General features: G+C 60.0%; 21 protein-coding genes and 5 tRNA genes. 13 read left to right on the forward strand and 13 right to left on the reverse strand.

The window, feature by feature from the left end; translation table 11 throughout:
• Positions 1-236: 236 nt before the first annotated feature.
• The 8 genes from PSUM_RS27730 (at position 237) to PSUM_RS27765 (ending at position 8,182) form a co-directional block, all read left to right on the forward strand.
• Positions 237-1,712, forward strand: a complete 1,476-nt coding sequence (locus PSUM_RS27730) for a PAAR domain-containing protein (RefSeq protein WP_020795494.1) — start codon at positions 237-239, stop codon at positions 1,710-1,712.
• Complete coding sequence (locus PSUM_RS27735; RefSeq protein ID WP_083349500.1) at positions 1,709-2,326, forward strand: hypothetical protein; 618 nt, start codon at positions 1,709-1,711, stop codon at positions 2,324-2,326. The genes PSUM_RS27730 and PSUM_RS27735 overlap by 4 nt, the downstream gene beginning before the upstream one ends.
• 115 nt (positions 2,327-2,441) lie before the next feature.
• On the forward strand, positions 2,442-3,065 hold the full coding sequence (locus PSUM_RS27740) for a CDP-alcohol phosphatidyltransferase family protein (protein ID WP_083349501.1): 624 nt from the start codon (positions 2,442-2,444) through the stop codon (positions 3,063-3,065).
• A gap of 10 nt (positions 3,066-3,075) precedes the next feature.
• Positions 3,076-4,830, forward strand: coding sequence for a bifunctional alpha/beta hydrolase/class I SAM-dependent methyltransferase (locus tag PSUM_RS27745; protein WP_083349502.1), 1,755 nt, complete (start codon positions 3,076-3,078; stop codon positions 4,828-4,830).
• Complete coding sequence (locus tag PSUM_RS27750) at positions 4,830-6,173, forward strand: phosphatase PAP2/dual specificity phosphatase family protein (protein ID WP_020795498.1); 1,344 nt, start codon at positions 4,830-4,832, stop codon at positions 6,171-6,173. The genes PSUM_RS27745 and PSUM_RS27750 overlap by 1 nt, the downstream gene beginning before the upstream one ends.
• The gene (locus tag PSUM_RS27755) at positions 6,163-6,618 is read left to right on the forward strand and encodes a hypothetical protein (protein ID WP_033042383.1); all 456 of its coding nucleotides are present in this window, start codon (positions 6,163-6,165) and stop codon (positions 6,616-6,618) included. The genes PSUM_RS27750 and PSUM_RS27755 overlap by 11 nt, the downstream gene beginning before the upstream one ends.
• Before the next feature lie 9 nt (positions 6,619-6,627).
• Positions 6,628-7,248, forward strand: coding sequence for a lysophospholipid acyltransferase family protein (locus PSUM_RS27760; protein ID WP_020795500.1), 621 nt, complete (start codon positions 6,628-6,630; stop codon positions 7,246-7,248).
• A gap of 1 nt (position 7,249) precedes the next feature.
• Complete coding sequence (locus PSUM_RS27765; protein WP_033041346.1) at positions 7,250-8,182, forward strand: phosphatidate cytidylyltransferase; 933 nt, start codon at positions 7,250-7,252, stop codon at positions 8,180-8,182.
• A 97-nt stretch (positions 8,183-8,279) separates the two neighbouring features.
• Here the strand turns inward: PSUM_RS27765 and PSUM_RS27770 are convergent, their stop codons facing one another.
• From PSUM_RS27770 to gltX, 10 genes are all read right to left on the reverse strand, one after another.
• The gene (locus tag PSUM_RS27770) at positions 8,280-8,729 is read right to left on the reverse strand and encodes an Hsp20 family protein (protein ID WP_020795502.1); all 450 of its coding nucleotides are present in this window, start codon (positions 8,727-8,729) and stop codon (positions 8,280-8,282) included.
• Between the two features lie 132 nt (positions 8,730-8,861).
• Positions 8,862-9,821, reverse strand: a complete 960-nt coding sequence (locus PSUM_RS27775) for a tRNA dihydrouridine synthase (RefSeq protein WP_033041345.1) — start codon at positions 9,819-9,821, stop codon at positions 8,862-8,864.
• 159 nt (positions 9,822-9,980) lie between these two features.
• Entirely contained in the window at positions 9,981-10,430 is a 450-nt protein-coding gene (locus PSUM_RS27780) for an acyl-CoA thioesterase (protein ID WP_020795504.1), read from the reverse strand.
• Positions 10,431-10,479: 49 nt separating this feature from the next.
• A complete protein-coding gene (locus PSUM_RS27785) occupies positions 10,480-11,313 on the reverse strand; it encodes an alpha/beta fold hydrolase (RefSeq protein WP_020795505.1) in 834 nt (277 codons plus the stop codon).
• 29 nt (positions 11,314-11,342) lie between these two features.
• Positions 11,343-11,882 carry a TetR/AcrR family transcriptional regulator gene (locus PSUM_RS27790; RefSeq protein ID WP_020795506.1) on the reverse strand — a complete coding sequence of 180 codons (540 nt, stop codon included), beginning with the start codon at positions 11,880-11,882 and terminating at the stop codon, positions 11,343-11,345.
• A gap of 184 nt (positions 11,883-12,066) precedes the next feature.
• Positions 12,067-12,142 (reverse strand) — tRNA-Glu (locus tag PSUM_RS27795).
• 79 nt (positions 12,143-12,221) lie between these two features.
• Positions 12,222-12,297, reverse strand: a tRNA-Ala gene (locus tag PSUM_RS27800).
• Positions 12,298-12,350: 53 nt separating this feature from the next.
• Positions 12,351-12,426: transfer RNA gene (locus PSUM_RS27805), tRNA-Glu, on the reverse strand.
• A 79-nt stretch (positions 12,427-12,505) separates the two neighbouring features.
• Positions 12,506-12,581 (reverse strand) — tRNA-Ala (locus tag PSUM_RS27810).
• A 262-nt stretch (positions 12,582-12,843) separates the two neighbouring features.
• On the reverse strand, positions 12,844-14,325 hold the full coding sequence (gene gltX, locus PSUM_RS27815; protein WP_020795507.1) for a glutamate--tRNA ligase: 1,482 nt from the start codon (positions 14,323-14,325) through the stop codon (positions 12,844-12,846).
• A gap of 220 nt (positions 14,326-14,545) precedes the next feature.
• Between gltX and PSUM_RS27820 the strand changes: the two genes are divergently transcribed.
• Positions 14,546-15,634: an HlyD family secretion protein gene (locus PSUM_RS27820; protein WP_020795508.1), complete on the forward strand. Its 1,089-nt coding sequence runs from the start codon at positions 14,546-14,548 to the stop codon at positions 15,632-15,634.
• Entirely contained in the window at positions 15,624-17,174 is a 1,551-nt protein-coding gene (locus tag PSUM_RS27825) for an MDR family MFS transporter (protein WP_083349503.1), read from the forward strand. The genes PSUM_RS27820 and PSUM_RS27825 overlap by 11 nt, the downstream gene beginning before the upstream one ends.
• Positions 17,175-17,279: 105 nt before the next feature.
• Here PSUM_RS27825 and uvrB read toward each other — a convergent pair whose 3' ends face one another.
• Positions 17,280-19,295 carry an excinuclease ABC subunit UvrB gene (uvrB, locus tag PSUM_RS27830; protein WP_033042129.1) on the reverse strand — a complete coding sequence of 672 codons (2,016 nt, stop codon included), beginning with the start codon at positions 19,293-19,295 and terminating at the stop codon, positions 17,280-17,282.
• A gap of 336 nt (positions 19,296-19,631) precedes the next feature.
• Between uvrB and PSUM_RS27835 the strand changes: the two genes are divergently transcribed.
• Positions 19,632-20,828 (forward strand): amino acid aminotransferase, encoded by a 1,197-nt coding sequence (locus PSUM_RS27835; protein ID WP_033042130.1) that lies wholly within the window; start codon positions 19,632-19,634, stop codon positions 20,826-20,828.
• A 249-nt stretch (positions 20,829-21,077) separates the two neighbouring features.
• Complete coding sequence (locus PSUM_RS27840) at positions 21,078-21,281, forward strand: hypothetical protein (RefSeq protein ID WP_083350179.1); 204 nt, start codon at positions 21,078-21,080, stop codon at positions 21,279-21,281.
• Here PSUM_RS27840 and PSUM_RS27845 read toward each other — a convergent pair.
• On the reverse strand, positions 21,278-21,508 hold the full coding sequence (locus PSUM_RS27845; protein WP_020795513.1) for a hypothetical protein: 231 nt from the start codon (positions 21,506-21,508) through the stop codon (positions 21,278-21,280). The genes PSUM_RS27840 and PSUM_RS27845 overlap by 4 nt on opposite strands.
• 230 nt (positions 21,509-21,738) lie before the next feature.
• On the opposite strand from PSUM_RS27845, the gene PSUM_RS27850 reads away from it, so the two are divergent.
• Positions 21,739-21,814: transfer RNA gene (locus PSUM_RS27850), tRNA-Asn, on the forward strand.
• A gap of 129 nt (positions 21,815-21,943) precedes the next feature.
• On the opposite strand, the gene PSUM_RS27855 is transcribed toward PSUM_RS27850, so the two are convergent.
• The gene (locus PSUM_RS27855) at positions 21,944-23,461 is read right to left on the reverse strand and encodes a nucleobase:cation symporter-2 family protein (RefSeq protein ID WP_020795514.1); all 1,518 of its coding nucleotides are present in this window, start codon (positions 23,459-23,461) and stop codon (positions 21,944-21,946) included.
• Positions 23,462-23,566 lie beyond the last annotated feature (105 nt).

The following is a 23,566-nucleotide window of genomic DNA, read 5'->3' on the forward strand; positions in this document are numbered from 1 at the left end:
GTCAACGATGATGCGGGAAACCTGACACCCCGTGGCGCTCTCAGGTTCATCGCGAGCATGCTCGCTCCTACAAAAATCCCCACCTTCGATTCAATCCCCCTTTCCTACATACATTCCGGAAACGTCTGATTTACGCCTGACAGCTTCGTATAGAACCCTTGCTCTGCACTTTGCCCTGTCTCCAATCCTTCGGAGGCAGGCGCAATTTGATGGTCAACAGACAAGGAGTTGCAGCTATGGCTAAGGGATATTTCATTCGCAAGGGTGACAAGACCAGCTGTGGTGGCGAGGTGCTGGACGCCGATACCCGCGTCATGATGTTTGGCTTCGCCCATGCTCGCGCAGGGGACCCGGTGTCCTGTGGCAAAAATGATGAAACCTACGAAATCGAGGGTGGCATCGCGTTCTTTGGCAGTCACGGGGGCCTGGTGGCGGGCTCGCTGGACAGCCGCAGCGGCTGTCCCTGCAAGGCCGGGCTTATCCCCTCGTTTACCACCGCCACCTATGAATCCAGACAGGGTGCTGCGCCGCAAGCCTTGAGGAGCGCCCCTCAACAGGAAGCCGCGCCCGTTGCTCCCAACAACCCGGTCGCGCCGCGACAATCCACTTCCACTTCCACTTCCACTTCAGCGCGGGCGCCCACACCGACGCTCAGCGAACGGCCAGGGACGATTTGTGAAAACCTGTGGCGCGGCTACCAGCAAAGGGTCGAAAACGTCGTGGCACCCGGCGGCAAGTTGATCGCCGACCCGAAGGCGCGCAACAAGGCGATCAATGCGGCCTACGCCCAGCTGTGGCGCCACGATCCGCGATTCCAGTGGGCCGGGTTGGCAGCCTTCGCCTCCAAGCAGGTGGGCTGTGGCTTGCTGCACGCGGCTGACACGATCGAGAAAATTCAGACGGAAGAGGAAACGATACAGCAACTGAGGGACAGTGCCAGACAAGGATTGAGAGGTTTGCTCAGCCCCAGTGAGCGGGAAAAGCGCGCGACCATTCGGGCGTTTGAGCAGCGTCAACGCGAGTACGAAGAGGCCAACCGGGACAACCCGGTGTGGGGCTTCACCCAATGGGGTGCCGACCTTCCCTTGTCATACTCGCAACGGATGTACCGGTTTGTGTACGAGATGCTGGCGATGGGTAATACCACGCTGTTCCTGGATGTGTATCCGTTGCATGTGTTCTACCAGGAGCGGGGATTGGAAGCGCTGAGGGATTGCCTGGAATCACGTAGCAACATTTATGGGAATGGCCAACATCCGGTGCTGTGGCCGGTCGGACAGGAAACGCTGGAATTCGGGATTGACCACAAGGAAATTCTCCTGGCCTTCGAGGCGATTGAGGCCGGTTATATCGCCGAAAGCGTTGAGCATCTAGCCTGGCACGAGCAACGGAATATTCTGCAACCGGCGATGTACAGCGACTGGCGGCTCAACTCACTGTTGCGCAGTAACCATTTTTCCTACGTCATCGGTATCCCGTCCGGCGCCGCCGAAGCCGTCGAGCTGTCCCTCGCCAGTCAGTGCCGCCGCGTGGACGACGGACGCACCATTGGTTTCAGCAACAACCTCAATGCCAACCTGGCCGATATCAATCAGCGTATGCCCTTCGTGCTGAGGGCCGCGAAGCAGTTTGACGATCTGCTGCACAGCGACCAGCGCAAGCTGCTTGAGCATTCGATTCGGGATATTGCCCTGGGTGGTGGCGTGCGATGAGCCTGCTGCAACGTATAGGCTGGCGACGCGGCGTGTTGGCGCTGGCCGTCGCGGCCCTCCTGACGCTTGCGTCGATTGAGGTCCTGTCGGAAGAGCCCGAAATCGCCCTATTGATTGGCGAGCCTTGGGAGGATATGCGCCGTCGATCCAGTGCAACCATTGATCCAGCTATTCCTGGCCATTTTTGGGGTCGTTTGCCTAAGTCGGATGCCCGCCTTCGTTTCATCGGTCCTCAATATGGGTTCATAACTCCGCTGGCTCGCTACTTCACGGTTACGTTCAACCGTGACGAGTCAATCAACGGTGTCAATATGTCCCCGCAAATCGAACCCCTGCTACTCGACGATACCCTCAAGGTCGTGCTGGATCTGCAGGAGCAATGGCGCAATGCTGGCTGGACACCCATCCGGGTCAAGGACTTCCCCTCGTTCGCCGACACCCCGCAATGGCGTGCTCAACTGCGTGATGTAAACAAAGGTGGAAAATCCTACTGGCACGCGGGCACCCAGTACCAAGTGATGCTAGTGGTCAATCGCTTCAAGGATTACAGGCACCCCACCGAAGAGCGCTACCTCATCAAGCTGTCACTGGCCACGCCTTGGACGAATCCCTGATTGGCCTTTATCGCGACAAATCACGCTTTCAGCATTCCAGGCACTGTCGCCAAATCCATCCCCGGATGCCATCTACACTCAGTAACCAAACCGCCTCTCCCGAGACCTCACCAACGTGCCCAGCATCTACCAGATCAAACCCGCATTCCAAAATCTCCTGCGCCCCCTGGTCCGGCGCTTGTTCGCCAAGGGCACCACCGCCAACCAGATCACTTTGATCGCCGGCATCGGCTCAATCCTGGTGGGCGTGCTGATCGCCGGTTTCGTGCATCACCCCTGGATATTCGTGCTGGTGCCGATCTGGATGCTGGTGCGCATGGCGCTCAACGCCATCGACGGCATGCTGGCTCGAGAGTTCGGCCAGCAGTCGCACTTGGGGGCCTATCTCAACGAGTTGTGCGATATCACCGCCGACTGCGCCTTGATCCTGCCCTTTGCCCTGCTGCCCGGCGTCAGCCTGTGGCTGGTGCTGCTGGTGACCTTGCTCGCCTTGTTCAGCGAGTACAGCGGCGTGCTGGGGCCGATGGTTGGTGCTTCGCGGCGCTATGACGGGCCCATGGGCAAAAGTGACCGGGCTTTCGTGCTGGGGGTCGTGGCCGCCGGCATCGTACCGGGCTGGATCAGCCCATTCTGGATCAACGCGGTGTTCGCGATCATCGCGATGCTGCTGGCTTTTACCTTGGTCAACCGGGTCCGCCAGGGCCTCAGGGAAGCACAAATCGACAGCTCTTCAGCCTAAGGAAATGGCAATGCGCGAAGCACAGGAACAGACCTTCACCACCCACGACGGTGTGCAATTGTTTTACCGCCACTGGCCCGGCACCCCAGAACCGGGAACCCCACGCAAGGCCGTACTGCTGTTCCACCGCGGCCACGAGCATTCCGGGCGTATTGCCCACCTGGTGGATGAGCTGGACCTGCCCGGCTTCGATTTTTTCGCCTGGGATGCCCGGGGCCATGGCCTTTCACCGGGCGCTCGGGGCGACAGCCCCAGCTTTGCCACCAGCGTGCGGGACGTGCAGACCTTCTGCGAGCACCTGAGCGCGTCCTACCAGATCCTTGAGGAAAACCTCGCGGTGATCGCCCAGAGCGTCGGCGCAGTGATCGTCGCCACTTGGGCCCACGATTACGCACCGCACATACGGGCGCTGGTGCTGGCGTCTCCGGCGTTCAAGGTCAAGCTCTATGTGCCCTTCGCTCGCCAGGGCTTGGCACTGATGCGCCGGTGGCGCGGTAACTTTTTCGTCAACAGCTACGTCAAGGCGCGCTTTCTCAGCCATGACCCGCAGCGCGTCGCCAGCTACGACAACGACCCGCTGATCACCAAGGCCATTTCAGTGAATGTCCTGCTCGGCCTGTACGAGGCCGCCGATCGCGTGGTGGCCGATGCCCAGGCCATAATGATACCCACTCAGTTGTTGATCTCCGGGGCCGACTTCGTCGTGCATCGCCAACCCCAGGAACAGTTTTTCGAGCGCCTGGGCACTCTGCACAAGGAAAAACATGTGCTGCCGGGGTTCTTCCACGACACCTTGGGTGAAAAGAACCGTGGACACGCCGTCGCCAGCGCACGACGCTTCATCCTGCAGAACTTCGCGCAACCCATTGAACGCCCTGGCTTGCTGGCCGCCGATCGACTGGGCCTGACTTGCGCCGAATCCGAATCATTGGCCGCGCCGCTGCCGCGCAACTCCCTGCGCGATCTGTATTGGCGCATGACCCGCGCCAGCATGCGCCTGGGCAGCCAATTGTCGTCCGGGATCAAGCTAGGCTTCGACACCGGTTTCGACTCCGGCAGCACACTGGACTACGTCTATCGCAACACCCCCACGGGCACGTCGGCTGTCGGCCGCATGATCGATCGCAACTACCTCGACTCCATCGGCTGGCGCGGCATTCGCCAACGCAAGCTGCACGTCGAAGAACTGCTGCGCCTGGCGATGCAGCAATTACGCGACCAGGGCCGCGAAGTGCGCATCGTCGACATCGCCGCCGGACACGGGCGCTACATTCTCGAAGCCTTGCAGGGCGTCAGCCCGCTTCCCGAATCGATCCTGTTGCGCGACTACAGCGACATCAACGTGCGTGACGGAAGCGCGTTGATCCGCGAAAAAGGCCTGGAAGGGATCGCTCGGTTCGTCAAGGGCGACGCCTTCGACCGTGCCGACCTGGCCGCGCTGGATCCCAAACCTAGCCTGGCGGTGGTCTCCGGACTGTACGAGCTGTTCGCCGACAATCAGATGGTCAGTGCTTCCCTGGCGGGCTTGGGGGACGCGGTGGAACCTGGCGGATACCTGGTCTACACCGGCCAACCCTGGCACCCGCAACTGGAACTGATCGCCCGAGCCTTGACCAGCCACCGTGAAGGCCAGGCCTGGGTCATGCGCCGACGCACCCAGGCGGAAATGGACCAACTGGTGGAGGTGGCCGGCTTTCGCAAGGTCGGCATGCGCGTCGACGAATGGGGTATTTTCAGCGTGGCTCTCGCGCAACGGGTGTCTTGATGCTGCGCAGTGCAACGACGGCACGCGAGCCTGGTCTGCTCAAACCTGCGGTGCTCTGGCTGCTGCTCCTGGCGCCGTTGTTCTTCGGCACCTACGGTTTCGCCACCTGGTTCACCACCCAGCGCGACGATGTTGGCAGCCTGGTGTTCGGCTGGGAAAACCACATGCCGTTCTGGGCCTGGAGCATCGTCCCGTACTGGTCTATCGACTTGCTGTACGGGTTGTCCCTGTTGTTGCCCAACAGTCGCGAAGAACTCAAGCGGCACGCCTTGCGCCTGTTGACCGCGCAACTCATTGCGGTCAGTTGCTTTCTGATCTGGCCGTTGCGCTTCACCTTCGCCCGACCGGAACTGGACGGTGTATTTGGTTGGCTGTTCGACGTACTGGCCGGTTTCGACAAGCCGTTCAATCAGGCGCCATCGCTGCACATTGCGCTGTTGGTCATCCTGTGGACCTGCTATCACAAGCACTTGCAGGGCCTGTGGCGCGGATTGATGCATGTCTGGTTTACCCTGATCGGGCTCTCGGTGCTGACCACTTACCAGCACCACTTCATTGATCTGCCAAGCGGAGCGCTGCTGGGCTGGCTGTGTGTCTGGCTATGGCCGCTGGAGGGACCAGGGCCTCTGCACGGTGCCCGGCTGGCGGCCGTAAAAAAACGCTGGAGACTGGCGTTGTATTACCTGTCGGGAGCTGCCGTGTTCGCCGCCCCGGCCTTCTACTTAGGGGGAGCCTGGCTGTGGCTGGCTTGGCCGGCGATGGCCTTGCTGTTGGTATCGCTCAATTACGCCGTACTCGACGCAGGAGGTTTTCAAAAGCGTGCCGATGGACGCCTGTCCCCCGCCGCGCGCTGGTTGCTGACGCCCTACGTGGCTGCCGCCTGGCTCAACTCGCGCCTGTGGACCCGCAACAATCCGCAGCCCGACCAAGTGCTCGATGACGTCTGGCTCGGGCGCATACCGACCCGTCGGGAACTCAAGGGCAGCACCTTTACCGCAGTGTTCGATCTGTGCGCCGAGCTGTCGCTTGATCCGGGGACTGTCGCCTACCGCACACTGCCTGTCCTGGATTTGACCGCCCCCACCACCGCGCAATGCCGGGAAGCCGCACTGGCCATCGAAAGCCTGCGCCAGCACGGACCGCTCCTGGTCTGTTGCGCCTTGGGCTATTCGCGCAGCGCCACGGCCGTAGCCGCCTGGCTGTTGCACACCGGGAGGGCCAGTAGTGTCGCCGAAGCCTTTTTGTTGATCCAGCGCGCGCGCCCGGGAATTGTCCTGGGGTCCTTTCACCGAGAGGCGCTAGAGCCGCTGGCGACCCACATGGAGGCACGCGGTGTCCATTGATATGCAATTACAGGTGACAGCCAGTCTGTTGCGTCGTGGCGACATGCTGGATCGACTGTCCAACGGGCTTACCTTGTTGGGCGCCTTGTTCGGCCTGAGCCAGTCCCTCCTGGACGGCCAGGGGTTCTGGAGCGCGACCTGCAGCGGTGGGCTGCTGTTGCTCGGCCTGGGGCAAAAATACTGGGCGCTGCGGGTGGCATTCGATGCCGATCTGTTCCAACGCCTTGCCGAGCGAGCTGAAAACCTTCCGGAGCACACCCTGTCCCTGGATCAAGCCCTGACAACGCTGAATCTGCAGCCCGCCGAGCATGGCGGGCGCCCCTGGAGCGAACGTATCACCGGCGCCCTGAAGCTGTTGCGCAACCAGGCGCTGCTGGTGGCGGCACAGGTGCTGTTGACCCTGTTTTTCATTCTGGCCGACCCTTGGCTGAACTTTGCCGGATAAGGAGTTCCCATGCTCGAACCCGTGGTTGCCACCCTCATCACCTCGGCCGCGCGCATACTGACCGGCGCGCGCAGCCTGTGGCTCGGCTGCGCACCGGAACCTGTACAGCGTATCTACTTTGCCAACCACAGCAGCCATGGCGATTTCGTCCTGCTGTGGGCCTCGCTGCCGCCGACCCTGCGCACCATCACCCGGCCCGTGGCAGGCTCGGACTACTGGCTGAAAAGCCCGTTGCGGCGCTACATCATCAACCAGGTGTTCAACGGCGTACTGGTTGACCGTGAACGCAAGGAACCCGCCGACAATCCCTTGCAACCGATGCTCGATGCCCTGGAAAACGGCGACTCGCTGATCATTTTTCCCGAAGGCACGCGTAACCCCGATGAGGGTTTATTGCCGTTCAAGAGCGGGCTTTACCACCTGGCAAGGCAATATCCCCAGGCGCAGTTGATCCCGGTGTGGATCGCCAACCTCAACCGCGTCATGCCCAAGGGGCGGGTCCTGCCGCTGCCGCTTTTATGCACCATCAGCTTTGGCGCCGCGTTGACCCTGGACGAAGATGAAAGCAAGACGCACTTTCTCGAACGCAGTCGCGAAGCGCTACTGAGCCTGGCCGGAGAGCATGCCTGACATGGATAGACAGACCTTGATGTTGTTTGGAGCGATTGGCGCGTTTCTATTGCTGGCCTCGGCAATTGGTTTCGTGCTCAAGCGCCGCAGCCACGGCAGCCCCAACCCGGTGATCGACAACCTCAACGCACGGATCAACGCCTGGTGGGTGATGGTACTGGTCATCGGGATCGCCTTTTTGCTCGGCACCACCGCCGTGATCGTGCTGTTCTACACGGTGTCCTTCTACGCCCTGCGCGAATTCATGACGCTCACGCCCACTCGCCGCAGCGACTATCCGGCTTTGGTCGCGGCCTTCTACCTGGCCCTGCCGCTGCAGTACCTGCTGATTTACTACGACTGGTACGGGCTGTTCTCGATCTTCATTCCAGTCTACGTATTCCTGCTGCTGCCGATCCTGGCGTCCCTGGGCGGCGACAGTACGCACTTCCTCGAGCGAGCCTCGAAAGTCCAGTGGGGCCTGATGATTGCGGTGTTCTGCGTATCCCATGTACCCGCCCTGCTGACCCTGGACATCGCCGGTTATGAGGGGCGAAACCTGCTGTTGATCGCCTATCTGGTGATCGTGGTGCAGATGTCGGATGTGCTGCAGTACGTGTGCGGCAAATTGTTCGGCAAACGCAAGATTGCGCCGAACCTGTCGCCGTCCAAGACCGTGGAAGGTTTTGTCGGCGGCATCCTGCTGGCCTCACTGATCGGCTGCGCCTTGTGGTGGATCACGCCGTTCACTGCCTGGCAGTCGCTGCTCATCGCCCTGCTGATCAACCTGCTGGGATTCGCCGGTGGCATCGTGATGTCGGCGATCAAGCGCGACCGTGGCGTGAAGGACTGGGGGCATATGATCGAAGGTCATGGTGGCATGCTCGATCGCCTGGATTCGGTGTGTTTTGCCGCGCCGATTTTCTTTCATCTGGTCCGGTATGGGTGGACCTGATCGCAGGAACCGGCCCCGAAAAAAAAAGACCCCGACAAGTCGGGGTCTTTTGCTTCAGCCGGTCAAGTCGTCCTCAGACAACCCTGCCCGGTCCGACTCAATGCTGCAGAGCCGGTTTTTGTGTCCCGTTGATCGGGATGCGCTTGGCTTTGTCTTCTTCGGGAATCACCCGCAACAGGTCGATACTCAACAAACCGTTGCTCAGGTCGGCGGCCTTGATCTGGATATGGTCCGCCAGGCGGAAGGACAGTTTGAAGGCCCGCTGTGCGATACCCTGGTACAGGTAAGTGACGCCCTCGTTCACTTCACGTTTGCCGCCCCCACTGATGGTCAGCACACCTTTTTCCACTTGCAGCTCCAGGTCTTCTTCCTGGAAGCCGGCGGCCGCTACGACGATGCGGTATTGGTCGTCGCCGTGCTTTTCCACGTTATAAGGTGGGTAGGTGCTGCCTGGCTCGTTGCGCAGGGCGGTTTCGAACAGGTCATTGAAACGGTCGAAGCCAACCGAGGAACGGAACAGTGGTGCCATGGAAAATGCAGTACTCATGATTCAAATCTCCTGAAAACAGATCAGCAAGTTTTTTTGTCTCCGCGACCCGAATTCGGCATCGCGTAATCCTTAGATAGGGATCGCTGTTTGCTTTTCAAGAGATTTTTTTCAGATTTTTTTTGACTTTTTTCAGGCCGCTTCAGCCACCTGCAACCCCAACAAACGCGAGACTTGGTCCAGCTCGGTTTCACGGCGCAGGACGCTGAACAACTCGACCGCCTCGGGATAATTGCGGGTCAACATTGCCAGCCACTGCTTCAAGCGGCCCGGCGATTGGCGCGCAGTCATCTGCGCCTTGGCTTGCAGCCAGAAATCCTGGATCAACGGCAGCAACTCGGCCCAGGTCATTTCAACGACCTCTTCACCGGCCTTCGCCGCCGCGATTTGCCGGGCCAGATCGGGGCGCGAAACCAGGCCGCGACCGAGCATGATGTCTTCCACGCCGCTGATTTCGCGGCAACGGCGCCAGTCTTCGACGCTCCAGATATCACCGTTGGCGAACACCGGCACCTTGACCACGTCCTGTACCCGCGGGATCCACTCCCAGTGGGCAGGTGGCTTGTAGCCGTCAGTCTTGGTCCGGGCGTGGACCACGATATGCTCGGCACCGCCTTCAGCCAGGGCCGTGGCGCACACCAGCGCACCGTCCGGACTATCGAAGCCCAGGCGCATCTTGGCCGTTACCGGAATGTGCGCCGGAACGGCGCGACGGACATGCTCGACGATCTGATTGAGCAGCTCAGGCTCCTTGAGCAGTACCGCGCCGCCCCGGGACTTGTTGACCGTCTTGGCCGGGCAGCCGAAATTGAGGTCGATCACCTCGGAACCCAGCTCGCAGGCCAGCGCGGCGTTTTCCGCCAGGCACACAGGGTCCGAACCCAGCAACTGGACGCGCAGCGGCACACCAGAAGCAGTCCGGGCGCCGTTCAGCAGTTCCGGGCCGAATTTATGGAAATAAGCAGGCGTGAGCAGTTGATCGTTGACCCGAATGAACTCGGTCACGCACCAATCGATACCGCCCACTCGGGTCAGCACGTCGCGCAGGATATCGTCGACCAACCCCTCCATGGGCGCCAAGGCAATTTGCATGAAAAACACACTCAACGAAAAACGTGCGGCAGTTTACTGGATATCGCGAGAAATCGCAGAACCCTGTAGGAGCGAGCCTGCTCGCGATGAACCTGAGAGCGCTGCGGGGTGTCAGGTTCCCAGCGTAATCGTTGACGACCATCGCGAGCATGCTCGCTCCTACAGGGGGGGGCAGGCGGGGGCTTGCAGCGCCGGGCCGTAGCCTTCGATGAACTCGGCAGGCATGCGCTTGGGCTTGCCGGTGGACAGCTCGATGCAAACGAACGTGGTTTGCGCGCGCAGCAAGGTCGAATTATCGCTGGGCCGCTTCAACTGGAAATGCCGGGTCATTTTCAGGCGCTGGTCCCAATCGACGATCCAGGTCGCCAGTTGCAGCTCATCGCCTTCATAGGCGGCCGCCAGGTAATCGATTTCGTGGCGCACCACCGCCATTGCTCGGTCCAGCCGACGGTATTCGACCAGATCCAGGCCGAGGCGCTGGGAGTGGCGCCAGGCACAACGTTCGAGCCAGGTCACGTACACCGCGTTATTGGCGTGCCCCAGCCCGTCGATGTCTTCGGCGCCCACTTGCAGATCAATGATAAACGGCGTTGCCCGATCCCAGCCCATGCCCCACTCCCCGGTCAGATTGATTCGACCGGGGCAGTGTAACGGATGCTCAAGCCGATTGGCGCGATTGCAGGCTGCGACCGGCCAGCAGTGATAACACGCCATCAATCACCCGCGGGTCAGCCAGCACCCGCTGATGACCGCCTTCCTGCAAACGCAGCAGACGACTGTCGAACCAGGCTTCGTGGATCAGTTGTGATTCCTTGACCGGGACATGGGTGTCGTCCTCGGCGTGCACGATCAGGCCAGGCATGTCGAGCTGGTAGTGCGCGACATCCAGCATCGCCGCGCGCATGCCGACGTCAGACTCGACCTGGCGGATGAACGCCGAGCGGGCTTTCGGGGGCAACCCCACATAGCGGGCGAAACCGCGCAATACCCCGAGAATCCGCGCCGGGGCGGCAATGCTGACCAGGGTTTCGGTGCGCAGGCCCATTTGCACGGCAAGCATGGCACTGGCGCCGCCCATGGAGTGGCCGATAACTGCTTGCAGCGGCGGCAATTCGGCGGCCGCTTCCAGCAGGGCTCGGGCGAACAGCACGACATTCGCCTCGCGCCCGGGCGAGCGACCGTGCGCCGGGCCGTCCAAAGCGACAACCGAATACCCGGCATCGACCAGCGCCGTGATCAGGCTGGCAAACTGTGTGGGCCGACCTTCCCAGCCGTGCATCAAAAGCACTGCCGGGCCTTGCCCCCAGCGCAACGCTGAAAGGCCGAAACGCAAAGTGATTCGTTCGGATTTGGCCAGCAGCGGCAATTCCCAATCACGCGGTGGAAAATCGCGCGGCGTCATGAATGCCAATCGCATTTTGCTCGCCACCAGCTTCGGGGCGAACCAACCCAAGGTGCCATTAACGCCACGAACCCACTTCAACGTGCTCATCGCATTCTCCCCAGGCCGCAGCCTTCAGGTCAACGCACCGCCGACTTGGCCGCGCGCAGCAAACGATCGGATAAATCACCGGGTCCCAGCGCCCGTGCCAGCGCCAGGCCGCCCACCATCAAGGCCAGATCAGCCAGGGCTTTGTCGGTGTCTTCAGGACTGGCCGCCAATTGCGCGACCATCAGCTCCATGTGTTCATTCAGTGCAATTCGAAACGCCTCGGGCAGGCGTCCGAGCTCACCGATCGAGGCCGGGATCGGGCACGCAGACTCGCTGGAATCGCGGTGTTTGCGTGACAGATAAAACGCTGCAACCAACGCGCGACGCTCTTCACCGGTCAACTCGGCATCCATGTCGGCAATCAGGTCACGGCGGTGACCCAGCAACTGCTTGAACGCTTCCAGCATCATCGCGTCCTTGCTTTCGAAGTGCGCATAAAAGCCGCCGACGGTCAGGCCGGCCGCGCCCATCACTTCGCCAACGCTTGGCTCGGCCGGACCACGCTGGATCAGCGCGGCGCTGGCTGCCTTGAGAATGCGTTCGCGGGTTTGAGCTTTTTTATCGTTCATCGTTGCCTCCGAATATTACGACTAGAATATTATTCTCATAATAATTTTCTGCAAGTCGTGGATGTGACCGCTGGTCTGAAGAACAGTTTGGGAGAAAGAGGGAGATTTGGCCAAACGCCAGACAAACAAAAGGGCCATTCAATAATTGAATGACCCTTATAAAATCCCGCAGAGCGGGTAATCGTGGCGTCCCCTAGGGGACTCGAACCCCTGTTACCGCCGTGAAAGGGCGGTGTCCTAGGCCACTAGACGAAGGGGACGCAAACCCTTCTATACAATGATCAGCGCTGAGAACTGATCGATTCAAGGCCGGTGTGGCCAGACCTTGAACTGTAAAATTGGTGGAGCTAAGCGGGATCGAACCGCTGACCTCCTGCATGCCATGCAGGCGCTCTCCCAGCTGAGCTATAGCCCCGGATTTTTCGCCTCTCGGCGGAGCGACATCTTGCAACATCGCTTCTGTAAAACTGGCGTCCCCTAGGGGACTCGAACCCCTGTTACCGCCGTGAAAGGGCGGTGTCCTAGGCCACTAGACGAAGGGGACGCAAACCCTTCTATACAACTGATCAACGCTGAGTGTTGATCGCTTCGAGGCCGGTGTGGCCAGACCTCGAAGTGTAAATTGGTGGAGCTAGACGGGATCGAACCGTCGACCTCTTGCATGCCATGCAAGCGCTCTCCCAGCTGAGCTATAGCCCCTCATCGTTGATGTTGCCGTTGGCTTCATCGCTGAGGACGGGGCGAATCTTAAGGGCGTATCGAAAGCCTGTCAAACTTATTTTTCAAAAAAAATAAAATTTTTTGCCGACATAACAATCACTTACCGCCCTCCCCCCGAAACAACAGGCTGTTTGCGAGGAACGCAGACCCGTAGGAGCTGCCGAAGGCTGCGATCTTTTGACGTTGGCTTTTAGAAGCAAGATCAAAAGATCGCAGCCTGCGGCAGCTCCTACAGTGGGAATCAGGCGATAGCGCCCAACAACTTTTCCCACTCCTTGTTTTCTTTCTTCGACACGCCACCCAGCAGATCGATCGCCTGGCGCAGGCGGAACCGGGTCAGGTCCGGCCCGAGGATTTCCATCGCATCGAGCACCGACACCGAGCTGGCCTGGCCGGTGATCGCGGCGAACATCAGCGGCATGGCATCACGCAGCTTCAACTCCAGGGATTCGACCACTGCCTGAATGGTCGCGGTGATGCTGTCCTTCTCCCACTGGCGCAGGCTTTCGAGCTTCCACAGGATCAACTGCATCAACTGGCGAACCTGATCGCCCGAGAGCTTCTTCGATTCGAACAGCCTGGCGTCCGGATTCACGCCACCGGCAAAGAAGAATCCGGCCAGCGGTGCAACCTGGCTGAATGTCTCGACGCGGCCCTGCACGTGCGGCGCGATCTTCATCATGTATTCGGCATTGAATGCCCACTTCTGCACGCGCGCAGCGAACTCTTCCACCGGCAGGTCACGCAGCCACTGGCCGTTGAGCCAGGACAGTTTCTCGATGTCGAAAATCGGCCCGCCAAGGGAGACGCGCTTGAGGTCGAAGTTATCGACCATTTCCTGCAGCGAGAACTTCTCGCGCTCGTCCGGCATCGACCAGCCCATCCGGCCCAGGTAGTTGAGCATTGCTTCGGGCATAAAGCCCATGCGCTCGTAGAACGTCACCGAAGTCGGGTTCTTGCGCTTGGACAGCTTGCTCTTGTCCGGGTTACGCAGCAGCGGCATATAGCACAGCTCCGGTTGTTCCCAGCCGAAGTATTCGTACAAGAGGATCAGTTTCGGCGCTGACGGCAGCCACTCTTCGCCGCGCAATACGTGGGTGATGCCCATCAGATGGTCATCGACCACGTTGGCCAGGAAGTACGTCGGCAGGCCGTCGGTCTTCATCAGAACTTGCATGTCCATGCGGTCCCACGGGATTTCAACGTCGCCACGCAGCATGTCCGGCACTACGCACACGCCTTCGCTCGGGACCTTCATGCGGATCACGTGCGGTTCACCAGCGGCCAGGCGGCGCGCCACTTCTTCCTTGGACAGCAACAGCGCTCGGCCGTCGTATCGTGGGGTTTCGCCACGGGCCATTTGTTCGGCACGCATCTGGTCCAGCTCTTCGGCGGTGCAGAAGCACGGGAAGGCATGGCCCATGTCTACGAGCTGCTGGCAGTACTTCTGATAGATCTCGCCGCGCTCGCTTTGACGATACGGGCCGTGGGGGCCGCCGACGTCCGGGCCTTCGCTCCAGTCGATACCCAACCAGCGCAGGGCGTCGAAAATCTGCTGCTCGGACTCGCGGGTCGAACGCAGCTGGTCGGTGTCTTCGATCCGCAGGATGAACTCACCGCCGTGCTGCTTGGCAAAGCAGTAGTTGAACAATGCGATGTAAGCGGTACCTACGTGGGGGTCCCCGGTAGGCGATGGCGCGATGCGCGTGCGGACGGTGGTCATGGCAAGTCTCGAAAAGAAGATCAAACAAAGGGCGAATGGTAACAGGCGACACCCGCCCCGCTCCAGTGAACAGGGCATTTAAGCCAAGTTTGCGTCTACAACGCCTGTATGCCGTGGTGAATGGCCGAATATCAGCCGATGGCATTTACCGTTTATCGGCTGTGTGCCAGATTCACCAGCTGATAACTTTCCTTACATATTCTCGACTACAGTTTGCCCCATGCCTGCCCAACTCAAGCGTCGCCTGTCCCTCTTCCTGTTGCTTGTCCTGCTGATCGCCGGGGGCTTTTTCGCCCATTGGTTTTTCAACGGGCGGTTTTATGAAAGCACCGATAACGCCTATGTCCAGGGCGAAATCACCCGCGTGTCGAGCCAGTTGGGGGCGCGCATCGATGAGGTGTTGGTGCAGGACAACCAGCACGTCGAGAAAGGCCAGTTGCTGATAAGACTCGAAGGCGATGATTTCCGCCTCGCCGTCGACCGCGCCAATGCAACGCTCGCCACCCGTCAGGCCGAACGCCTGCAAGCCCAGAGCAAACTGACCCAGCAGGCCAGCCTGATTGCCGCCAGCGACGCGCAAGTCGCGTCCAGCCAGGCGAGCCTGGGCCGTTCACAGATAGACCTGACCCGCGCCGAAACCTTGCGCAAGCCCGGTTATGTCTCGGAAGAACGCGTGACCACGCTCTCGGCCGACAACCACATTGCCCGCTCACAGCTGCTCAAGGCCCAGGCGGACGCCCAGGGCCAGCGCCAGCAAATCAACGCGTTGAGTGCCGAAATCAAACGCCTCGACGCGCAGATCGCCAATGCCAGGGCCGACCTGGCCCAGGCCGAGCTGAACCTCTCCCGCAGTGAAATCCATGCACCGATCAGCGGCCTGATCGGCCAGCGTGCCGCGCGCAATGGCCAATTCGTGCAGGCCGGCGCCTATCTGCTGTCGGTGGTGCCCGATGAAGACATCTGGATTCAGGCCAACTTCAAGGAAACCCAGATTGGCCACATGCAGCCCGGACAGATAGCCGAGCTGACCTTCGACGCCTACGGCGACACGCCGATCGAAGCCCGGGTCGACAGCCTGTTCGCCGCCTCGGGCGCGCAGTTCAGCCTGTTGCCGCCAGACAATGCCACGGGCAACTTCACCAAAGTCGTGCAACGGATCCCCGTGAAGCTGACCTTCGCCGCCGATAACCCGTTGCGCGGCAAGATCCGCCCGGGCATGTCGGTGACCGCCAAGGTGAATATCAAGGACGCCCCGGAAGATCTCACCACCAAAGTGAGCAGCAAAGACACACTTGACGATGGCCGGTGATCAACTGATTCGCCCGGTCGGGGAACCGACCCGGCGGGACTGGATCGCGGTGATGAGCGTGATGCTCGGCGCCTTCATGGCGGTGCTCGACATTCAGATCACCAATTCATCGCTCAAGGATATTCAGGGGGCGCTGTCAGCCACCCTGGAAGAAGGCTCGTGGATTTCCACCTCGTACCTGGTGGCGGAAATCATCATGATCCCGTTGACCGCATGGCTGGTTCAGCTGTTATCAGCGCGACGCCTCGCGGTGTGGGTTTCCCTGGGTTTTCTCGTTGCCTCGCTGCTGTGCTCCATGGCCTGGAGCCTGGAGAGCATGATCGTCTTTCGTGCACTGCAGGGCTTCACGGGCGGCGCGCTGATTCCGCTGGCCTTCACCCTGACCCTGATCAAACTTCCCGAACATCACCGCGCCAAAGGCATGGCCATGTTTGCGATGACGGCAACCTTCGCGCCATCGATCGGCCCGACGCTCGGTGGCTGGCTGACGGAAAACTGGGGCTGGGAATACATTTTCTACATCAACATACCGCCTGGCCTGCTCATGATCGCCGGGCTGATGTACGGCCTGGAAAAGAAAGCGGCCCACTGGGAATTGCTTAAAAGCACCGACTACGCCGGCATCGTTACCCTGGGCGTCGGCCTTGGCTGTTTGCAGGTATTCCTGGAGGAAGGGCATCGCAAGGACTGGCTCGAGTCCAACCTGATCGTGGCCCTGGGCAGCATCGCGCTAATTAGCTTGATCACTTTTGTGATCGTACAGTTTTCCAAGCCCAATCCGCTGATCAACCTCGGCATCCTGGGCAACCGCAACTTCGGTCTATCGAGCATTTCCAGCATCGGGATGGGGGTTGGCCTGTACGGGTCGATCTACCTGTTGCCGCTGTATCTGGCGCAGATCCAGAACTACAACGCCCTGCAGATCGGCGAAGTGATCATGTGGATGGGCGTGCCGCAGCTGTTCCTGATCCCGCTGGTGCCCAAGCTGATGAAGGTTGTCTCGCCGAAATGGCTGTGCACGATTGGCTTCGGCTTGTTCGGCCTGGCAAGCTTTTACTCCGGCGTGCTCAACCCGGACTTCGCCGGGCCACAGTTCAACCAGATCCAGATCATTCGGGCATTGGGCCAGCCGCTGATCATGGTCACCATTTCGCTGATCGCCACAGCGTACATCCTGCCCCAGGATGCGGGGTCGGCTTCGAGCCTGTTCAACATCCTGCGTAACCTCGGCGGCGCCATTGGCATCGCCCTCCTCGCCACCCTGCTGGATGCGCGGACCAAGACCTATTTTGATTATTTGCGCGAGTCCATCGTGCCAAGCAATCCACAGGTGGCCGAACGCCTGGCTTCATTGACCAACACGCTGGGCAACGAAACAGCGGCTTTGGGCAAACTCAGTGAGATCGCCCATCAGCAGGCGTCGATCATGGCCTACAACGATGCGTTTCATTTTGTCGGGATTGCGCTGGGGATCAGCATGTTGGCGGTGTTGCTGACGAGGACATTGCCGGCAGGGTTGAAGGCTGGGGAAGCACATTGAGACCGAGTCGCGGCCTTCGCGAGCAGGCTCGCTCCCACTGGAATTACGCTAAACCTTGTGGGAGCGAGCCTGCTCGCGAAGAGGCCCGCGCACGCAACGCAAATCTCAGACTGTAATCAAGCGCTCGCGCAACTTGGCAATCTCGTCACGCATCTGCGCCGCCGCTTCGAATTCCAGGTCACGCGCCAACTGGTACATCTTCTCTTCCAACGCCTTGATACGCTTGGCGATCTCACCCGGCGAGCGCAACTCGGCTTCGTACCGGGCGTTTTCCTCGGCGGCCTTGGCCATGCCCTTGCGCTTCTTGCTGCGCGAACCCGGCACGGTGGCGCCTTCCATGATATCGGCAACGTCCTTGAACACGCCCTTGGGCGTGATGCCGTTGGCCAGGTTGAAGGCGATCTGCTTGTCGCGGCGACGCTCGGTTTCGCCGATCGCCCGCTCCATGGAGCCAGTGATCCGGTCGGCATACAGAATCGCCCGGCCATTGAGGTTACGCGCCGCCCGACCGATGGTCTGGATCAGCGAACGCTCGGAACGCAGGAAGCCTTCCTTGTCGGCATCGAGGATCGCCACCAGCGACACTTCCGGCATGTCCAGGCCCTCGCGCAGCAGGTTGATCCCCACCAGCACATCGAAGGTGCCAAGGCGCAAGTCGCGGATGATCTCCACCCGCTCCACGGTGTCGATGTCCGAGTGCAGATAGCGTACGCGCACGCCGTGATCGGCCAGGTAGTCAGTCAAGTCCTCGGCCATGCGCTTGGTCAGCGTCGTGACCAGCACTCGCTCTTCCAGGGCGACGCGCTTGGTGATTTCCGACAGCAAATCGTCGACCTGGGTCAGTGCCGGGCGGATCTCGATCTGCGGGTCCACCAGACCGGTCGGACGCACCACCATGTCAATGACGCGCCCAGCGTGTTCGGCCTCATAATTGCCTGGCGTCGCCGAGACAAAAATCGTCTGCGGGCTGATGCTTTCCCACTCATCGAAACGCATCGGCCGATTGTCCAGCGCCGATGGCAGGCGGAAGCCATATTCCACCAACGTCTCTTTACGCGAGCGGTCGCCTTTGTACATGGCGCCTACTTGCGGCACGCTGACGTGGGATTCGTCGATCACCAGCAAAGCGTCGGCTGGCAGGTAATCGTACAGGGTCGGCGGCGGCGCCCCGGCTTCGCGACCGGACAGGTAGCGCGAGTAGTTCTCGATACCATTGCAATAACCCAGTTCCAGAATCATCTCCAGGTCAAACCGGGTGCGCTGCTCCAGGCGCTGCGCCTCCACCAGCTTGTTGTTGGAACGCAGGTAGTCCAGGCGCTCCTGCAACTCGACCTTGATCCCTTCGACGGCATCCAGCAAGGTTTCCCGAGGTGTCACGTAGTGGCTTTTCGGGTAGAAGGTGAAGCGCGGCAGCTTGCGAATGACTTCACCGGTCAACGGATCGAAGGCCGACAGGCTCTCCACTTCGTCATCGAAGAGCTCGATGCGGATCGCTTCGAAATCTGATTCCGCCGGGTGGATATCGATCACATCGCCGCGCACCCGGAACGTCGCACGGGCAAATTCCATGTCGTTGCGGGTGTATTGCAGGTCAGCCAGGCGGCGCAGCAATTCACGCTGGTCAAGCTTGTCGCCACGATCCACGTGCAAAACCATCTTCAGGTAGGTTTCCGGGCTGCCCAGACCGTAGATGCACGACACCGTGGTGACGATGATCGCGTCCTTGCGCTCCAGCAAAGCCTTGGTCGCGGACAGCCGCATCTGCTCGATATGGTCATTGATCGAAGCGTCTTTCTCGATGAAGGTGTCCGAAGACGGCACGTACGCTTCAGGCTGGTAGTAGTCGTAGTAGGAAACGAAGTATTCGACGGCATTGTTCGGGAAGAACGCCTTGAATTCACCGTACAACTGCGCCGCCAGGGTCTTGTTCGGCGCCAGTACCAGGGTCGGGCGCTGTACCTGGGCGATCACGTTGGCGATGCTGAAGGTCTTGCCGGAACCTGTCACACCGAGCAAAGTCTGGTGCGCCAGCCCGGCCTCAATGCCCTCGACCATCAGGCGGATGGCCTCTGGTTGATCGCCGGCAGGCTCGAAGCGGGTGACTAGCTGGAATTCAGACATGTAAAACCTCTGGGATCACTCTTGCCAGTAAAACCGGCACGAACGAGAAAGACCGCAAACGACCGATGTCGCCCGAGGAAAAAACTGGATTGCGCTCAATGTGGAGCCGATTGCCGGCGCTTTCAAGGTAAACGTCCTACAACGCGTAAAGCCTTTGACGGCGCTAATCGACTAATGGTCGAAAAATAATAGAAAAAACTTACCTTAAAAGCCGATTCGTCTGTCGCCATCTCTCGCGGATGGCCTCTATACTAGCTCCCCGTTTGTGCACCGCTCTAGTGCATTCGGCTGGAGCGCGACACGTCCCTCCATTCTCCATTCAGAGCCGCCGCAAAAATGAGCCTGTTCTCCGCTGTCGAAATGGCACCACGCGATCCAATCCTGGGCCTCAACGAAGCATTCAACGCCGACACCCGTACCAACAAGGTCAACCTGGGAGTCGGTGTTTATTGCAACGAGGAGGGGAAAATCCCACTCCTGCGCGCCGTTGTCGAAGCCGAAACCATTCGCGTCGCTCAACACGCTTCCCGTGGCTACCTGCCAATCGACGGCATCGCCGCCTACGACCAGGCCGTGCAAAAATTGCTGTTTGGCAATGATTCGCCACTGATCGCCGCTGGCCGAGTCATCACCACCCAGGCCGTTGGCGGTACTGGCGCACTGAAAATCGGTGCCGACTTCCTCAAGCAACTGCTGCCGAACGCCGTCGTGGCGATCAGCGACCCAAGCTGGGAAAACCACCGCGCGCTGTTTGAAACCGCCGGCTTCCCGGTGCAGAACTATCGCTACTACGATGCCGCCACCCATGACGTGAACCGTGCTGGTTTGCTGGAAGACCTGAACGCCCTGCCGTCCGGCTCGATCATTGTGTTGCACGCTTGCTGCCACAACCCGACCGGTGTGGACCTGAGCCCAGCGGACTGGAACAACGTCCTGGAAGTGGTAAAAGCCAAGGGTCACGTGCCGTTCCTCGACATGGCATATCAAGGTTTCGGCGACGGCATCGATGAAGACGCCGCTGCCGTGCGCCTGTTCGCCGAATCGGGCCTGACCTTCTTTGTTTCCAGCTCGTTCTCCAAATCGTTCTCGCTGTACGGCGAGCGCGTTGGCGCCCTGTCGATCGTCAGCGAATCGAAAGAAGAAAGCGCGCGCGTACTGTCGCAAGTCAAGCGCGTGATCCGCACCAACTACTCCAACCCGCCAACCCACGGTGCAAGCATCGTCGCCGCCGTACTCAACAGCCCGGAGCTGCGCGCCCAGTGGGAAGCGGAGCTTGCCGAGATGCGCCTGCGCATTCGTGGCATGCGCACGCAAATGGTCGAGACCCTGGCGAAAAACGCGCCGCAGCGTGACTTCAGCTTCGTCGGTCGCCAGCGCGGCATGTTCTCGTACTCTGGCCTGAGCGTTGAACAAGTGCATCGCCTGCGCAATGAGTTCGGCATCTACGCCCTGGACACCGGCCGTATCTGCGTGGCTGCCCTGAACCAGAGCAACATCAAGGTTGTGACGGATGCGATCGTTCAGGTGATCTGATTGGTCTGCTGATACGAAAAACGGGAAGCCACTGGCTTCCCGTTTTTTGTTTGGCGCAGATAATTTTCAGCAACCAGAGCGAGCCCTCTAAACTGCACACATCCATCCACTGCAGGAGCGAGCATGCTCGCGATGGTCGTTAGCGATGACTCGGGAAACCTGACGCCCCGCGGTGCCCTCAGGTTCCTCGCGAGCATGCTCGCTCCTACAAGGTGTGGTGTACACCCGAGATTTCTTACGAGAGCCGATATGAAAAACGATGACCTACGCGCTGATCGCGATGACCTGGACGACTTCATCCCCCGCACCCCGGCCAGACAACGCGGCAACAACCTGGTGATGCAAGTCGCTGGCGGCGTGTTTCTCGGCGGCCTGGCCCTGTGGCTGGTGCAACTGGGTGCAACGGCGCTCTACGCCAAACTGATGCTTGGCACCATTACCTTCGGCGGCTAGGCCAGTTCGGTCGCGCGCTGGCTGGCGGCATCGTCATAGGCGACATATAGCGATTCCGCGACCTGGCTCTTGATCGCCTTGGTGCTTTCCAGGCCCAGGACAAAACCCTCGGCCTTGCCCCCTGCACGGTTCAACTCATCGGCGCTGCTGGCCTGGGTGATTGCATCGAATAGTTTTTCGGCGTGCGGGCCGACCCCCTTGGGCAGGCTGATTTGCGCGATGCTCATGGGAATACCCCATTGTGTCGAAGCTTTGTGACGGTCAAGCAAGTCATGGCACGTACCTTATCGGCGAATGGCCGGCAGCGCGTGGAACCACTTCCGGGTTGCCATGGTAGCCCTCGCCAGCGATTCCGGTAACCGCCAATCAGCGATAAATCACCGTCCGTCCCGATGAAACCCTGATTTTACTATCAGGTGCTTGACTTCTCTTTTTGAATCAGTAACATAGGCGCCATTCCGCGATAGCTCAGTTGGTAGAGCAAGTGACTGTTAATCACTGGGTCCCTGGTTCGAGTCCAGGTCGTGGAGCCAGACAGCAATATCGAAAAGCCCCTGAATCGAAAGATTCAGGGGCTTTTTTGTGGTCGTTGTTTTTTATTTCAAAAGAAAAAAGCCGACCTGTCTATTCAACAGATCGGCCCTTTTCAGTGACGCCTTGCGTCAGACATGCTCACTGCTCTTGGCCAGCACCGGTCGCGGGTCCACCGCCCCATGTGCCGATTCCACCACTGGAATCTCCTTGCCATCGCAGTCGTGCAACTTGCCGTCGCTGAAGTAATCCCCTTCGCGCAACGCCGCCAGGTCCTGGTAGCGCAACACCCGCTCGGTGCCCGCCGCAAACACCGACTGCTGGTCGGAGTTACCGGCGGTCAGGTGGTTGAAGGCCAGGTTGAGCACGATGGCCATGATTGCCGAAGAGCTGATGCCCGAATGGAAGATCGTGGCGAACCAGCTTGGGAAGTGATCGTAGAAGTTCGGCGCGGCGATCGGGATCATGCCGAAACCGATGGAGGTCGCGACGATGATCAGGTTGACGTTATTGCGGTAGTCGACCTTGGACAGCGTGCGAATGCCGCTGGCCGCAACGGTGCCGAACAGCACGATACCGGCACCGCCGAGGACGGAGGTCGGCACGGCGGCAATCACACGCCCCATGAACGGTAGCAGGCCGAGGATCACCAGGAACAGGCCGCCGGTGGCCACCACATAACGGCTCTTGATGCCGGTCACCGCCACCAGCCCGACGTTCTGGGCGAAGGCGCTTTGGGTGAAGGAGCCGAAGATCGGGGCGATCATGCTCGACAGCATGTCCGCGCGCAAACCGTTGCCCAGGCGCTTGGAATCGACCTTGGTGTCGATGATTTCACCCACGGCCAGGATATCCGCCGAAGTCTCCACCAGGGTCACCATGACCACGATGCACATCGACAGGATTGCCGCGAAGTGGAAGGTCGGCATACCAAAGTGAAAAGGTGTCGGGAAACCGAACATTGGCCCCTGGCCGACGGACGAGAAATCCGCCATGCCAAGGAACACCGCGATGACCGTACCGATGACCATCGCCAGCAGGATCGATAACCTTGAGATGGTGGCGCTGCCGATCTTGCTCAGCAACAGCACCAGCACCAGCGTCACCGCTGCCAACCCGATGTTGGCCATGCTGCCAAAGTCAGGGGCGTGACTGTTGCCACCCATGGCCCAGCGTGCCGCCACCGGCATCAGCGTTAGACCGATGGTGGTGATCACGATGCCCGTGACCAGCGGCGGGAAGAACTTGGTAATTCGCGAGAACACCGGCGTGATCAGCAATCCGATCAGGGAAGCGGCTATGACCGCCCCCAGGATCGACTGAAACCCGCCCTCGCCGCCACTGCTGACAATCGCCACCATGGTCGCGACGCCGGAAAACGACACGCCCTGCACCAGCGGCAACTGACAACCGAAAAACGGTAGACCCAGGGTTTGCAGCAACGTGGCCAGCCCCCCCGCAAACAATGAAGCAGCAATCAACAAACCGATGTCCGCCGGCGACAGCCCGGCCGCCTGCCCAATGATCAAGGGCACCGCGACGATGCCACCGTACATGGTCAGAACATGTTGCAGGCCGTAAGCCATATTCGCGCCGATCCCGAGATTTTCATCTTCAGGCCGTTGGTGTGAAACATGGGGCGTTTTCATGTTAGGGGGTTCCCTGGTTTTTGTTATGCGCACACTGTATTCAAGATCCAGGACAAATGTCTATAGAGTTGTATACAACTTGCCAGTCAAATTATGAACGGTCGT

This window comes from Pseudomonas umsongensis (assembly GCF_002236105.1).
Taxonomy (GTDB): Bacteria; Pseudomonadota; Gammaproteobacteria; order Pseudomonadales; family Pseudomonadaceae; genus Aquipseudomonas; species Aquipseudomonas umsongensis.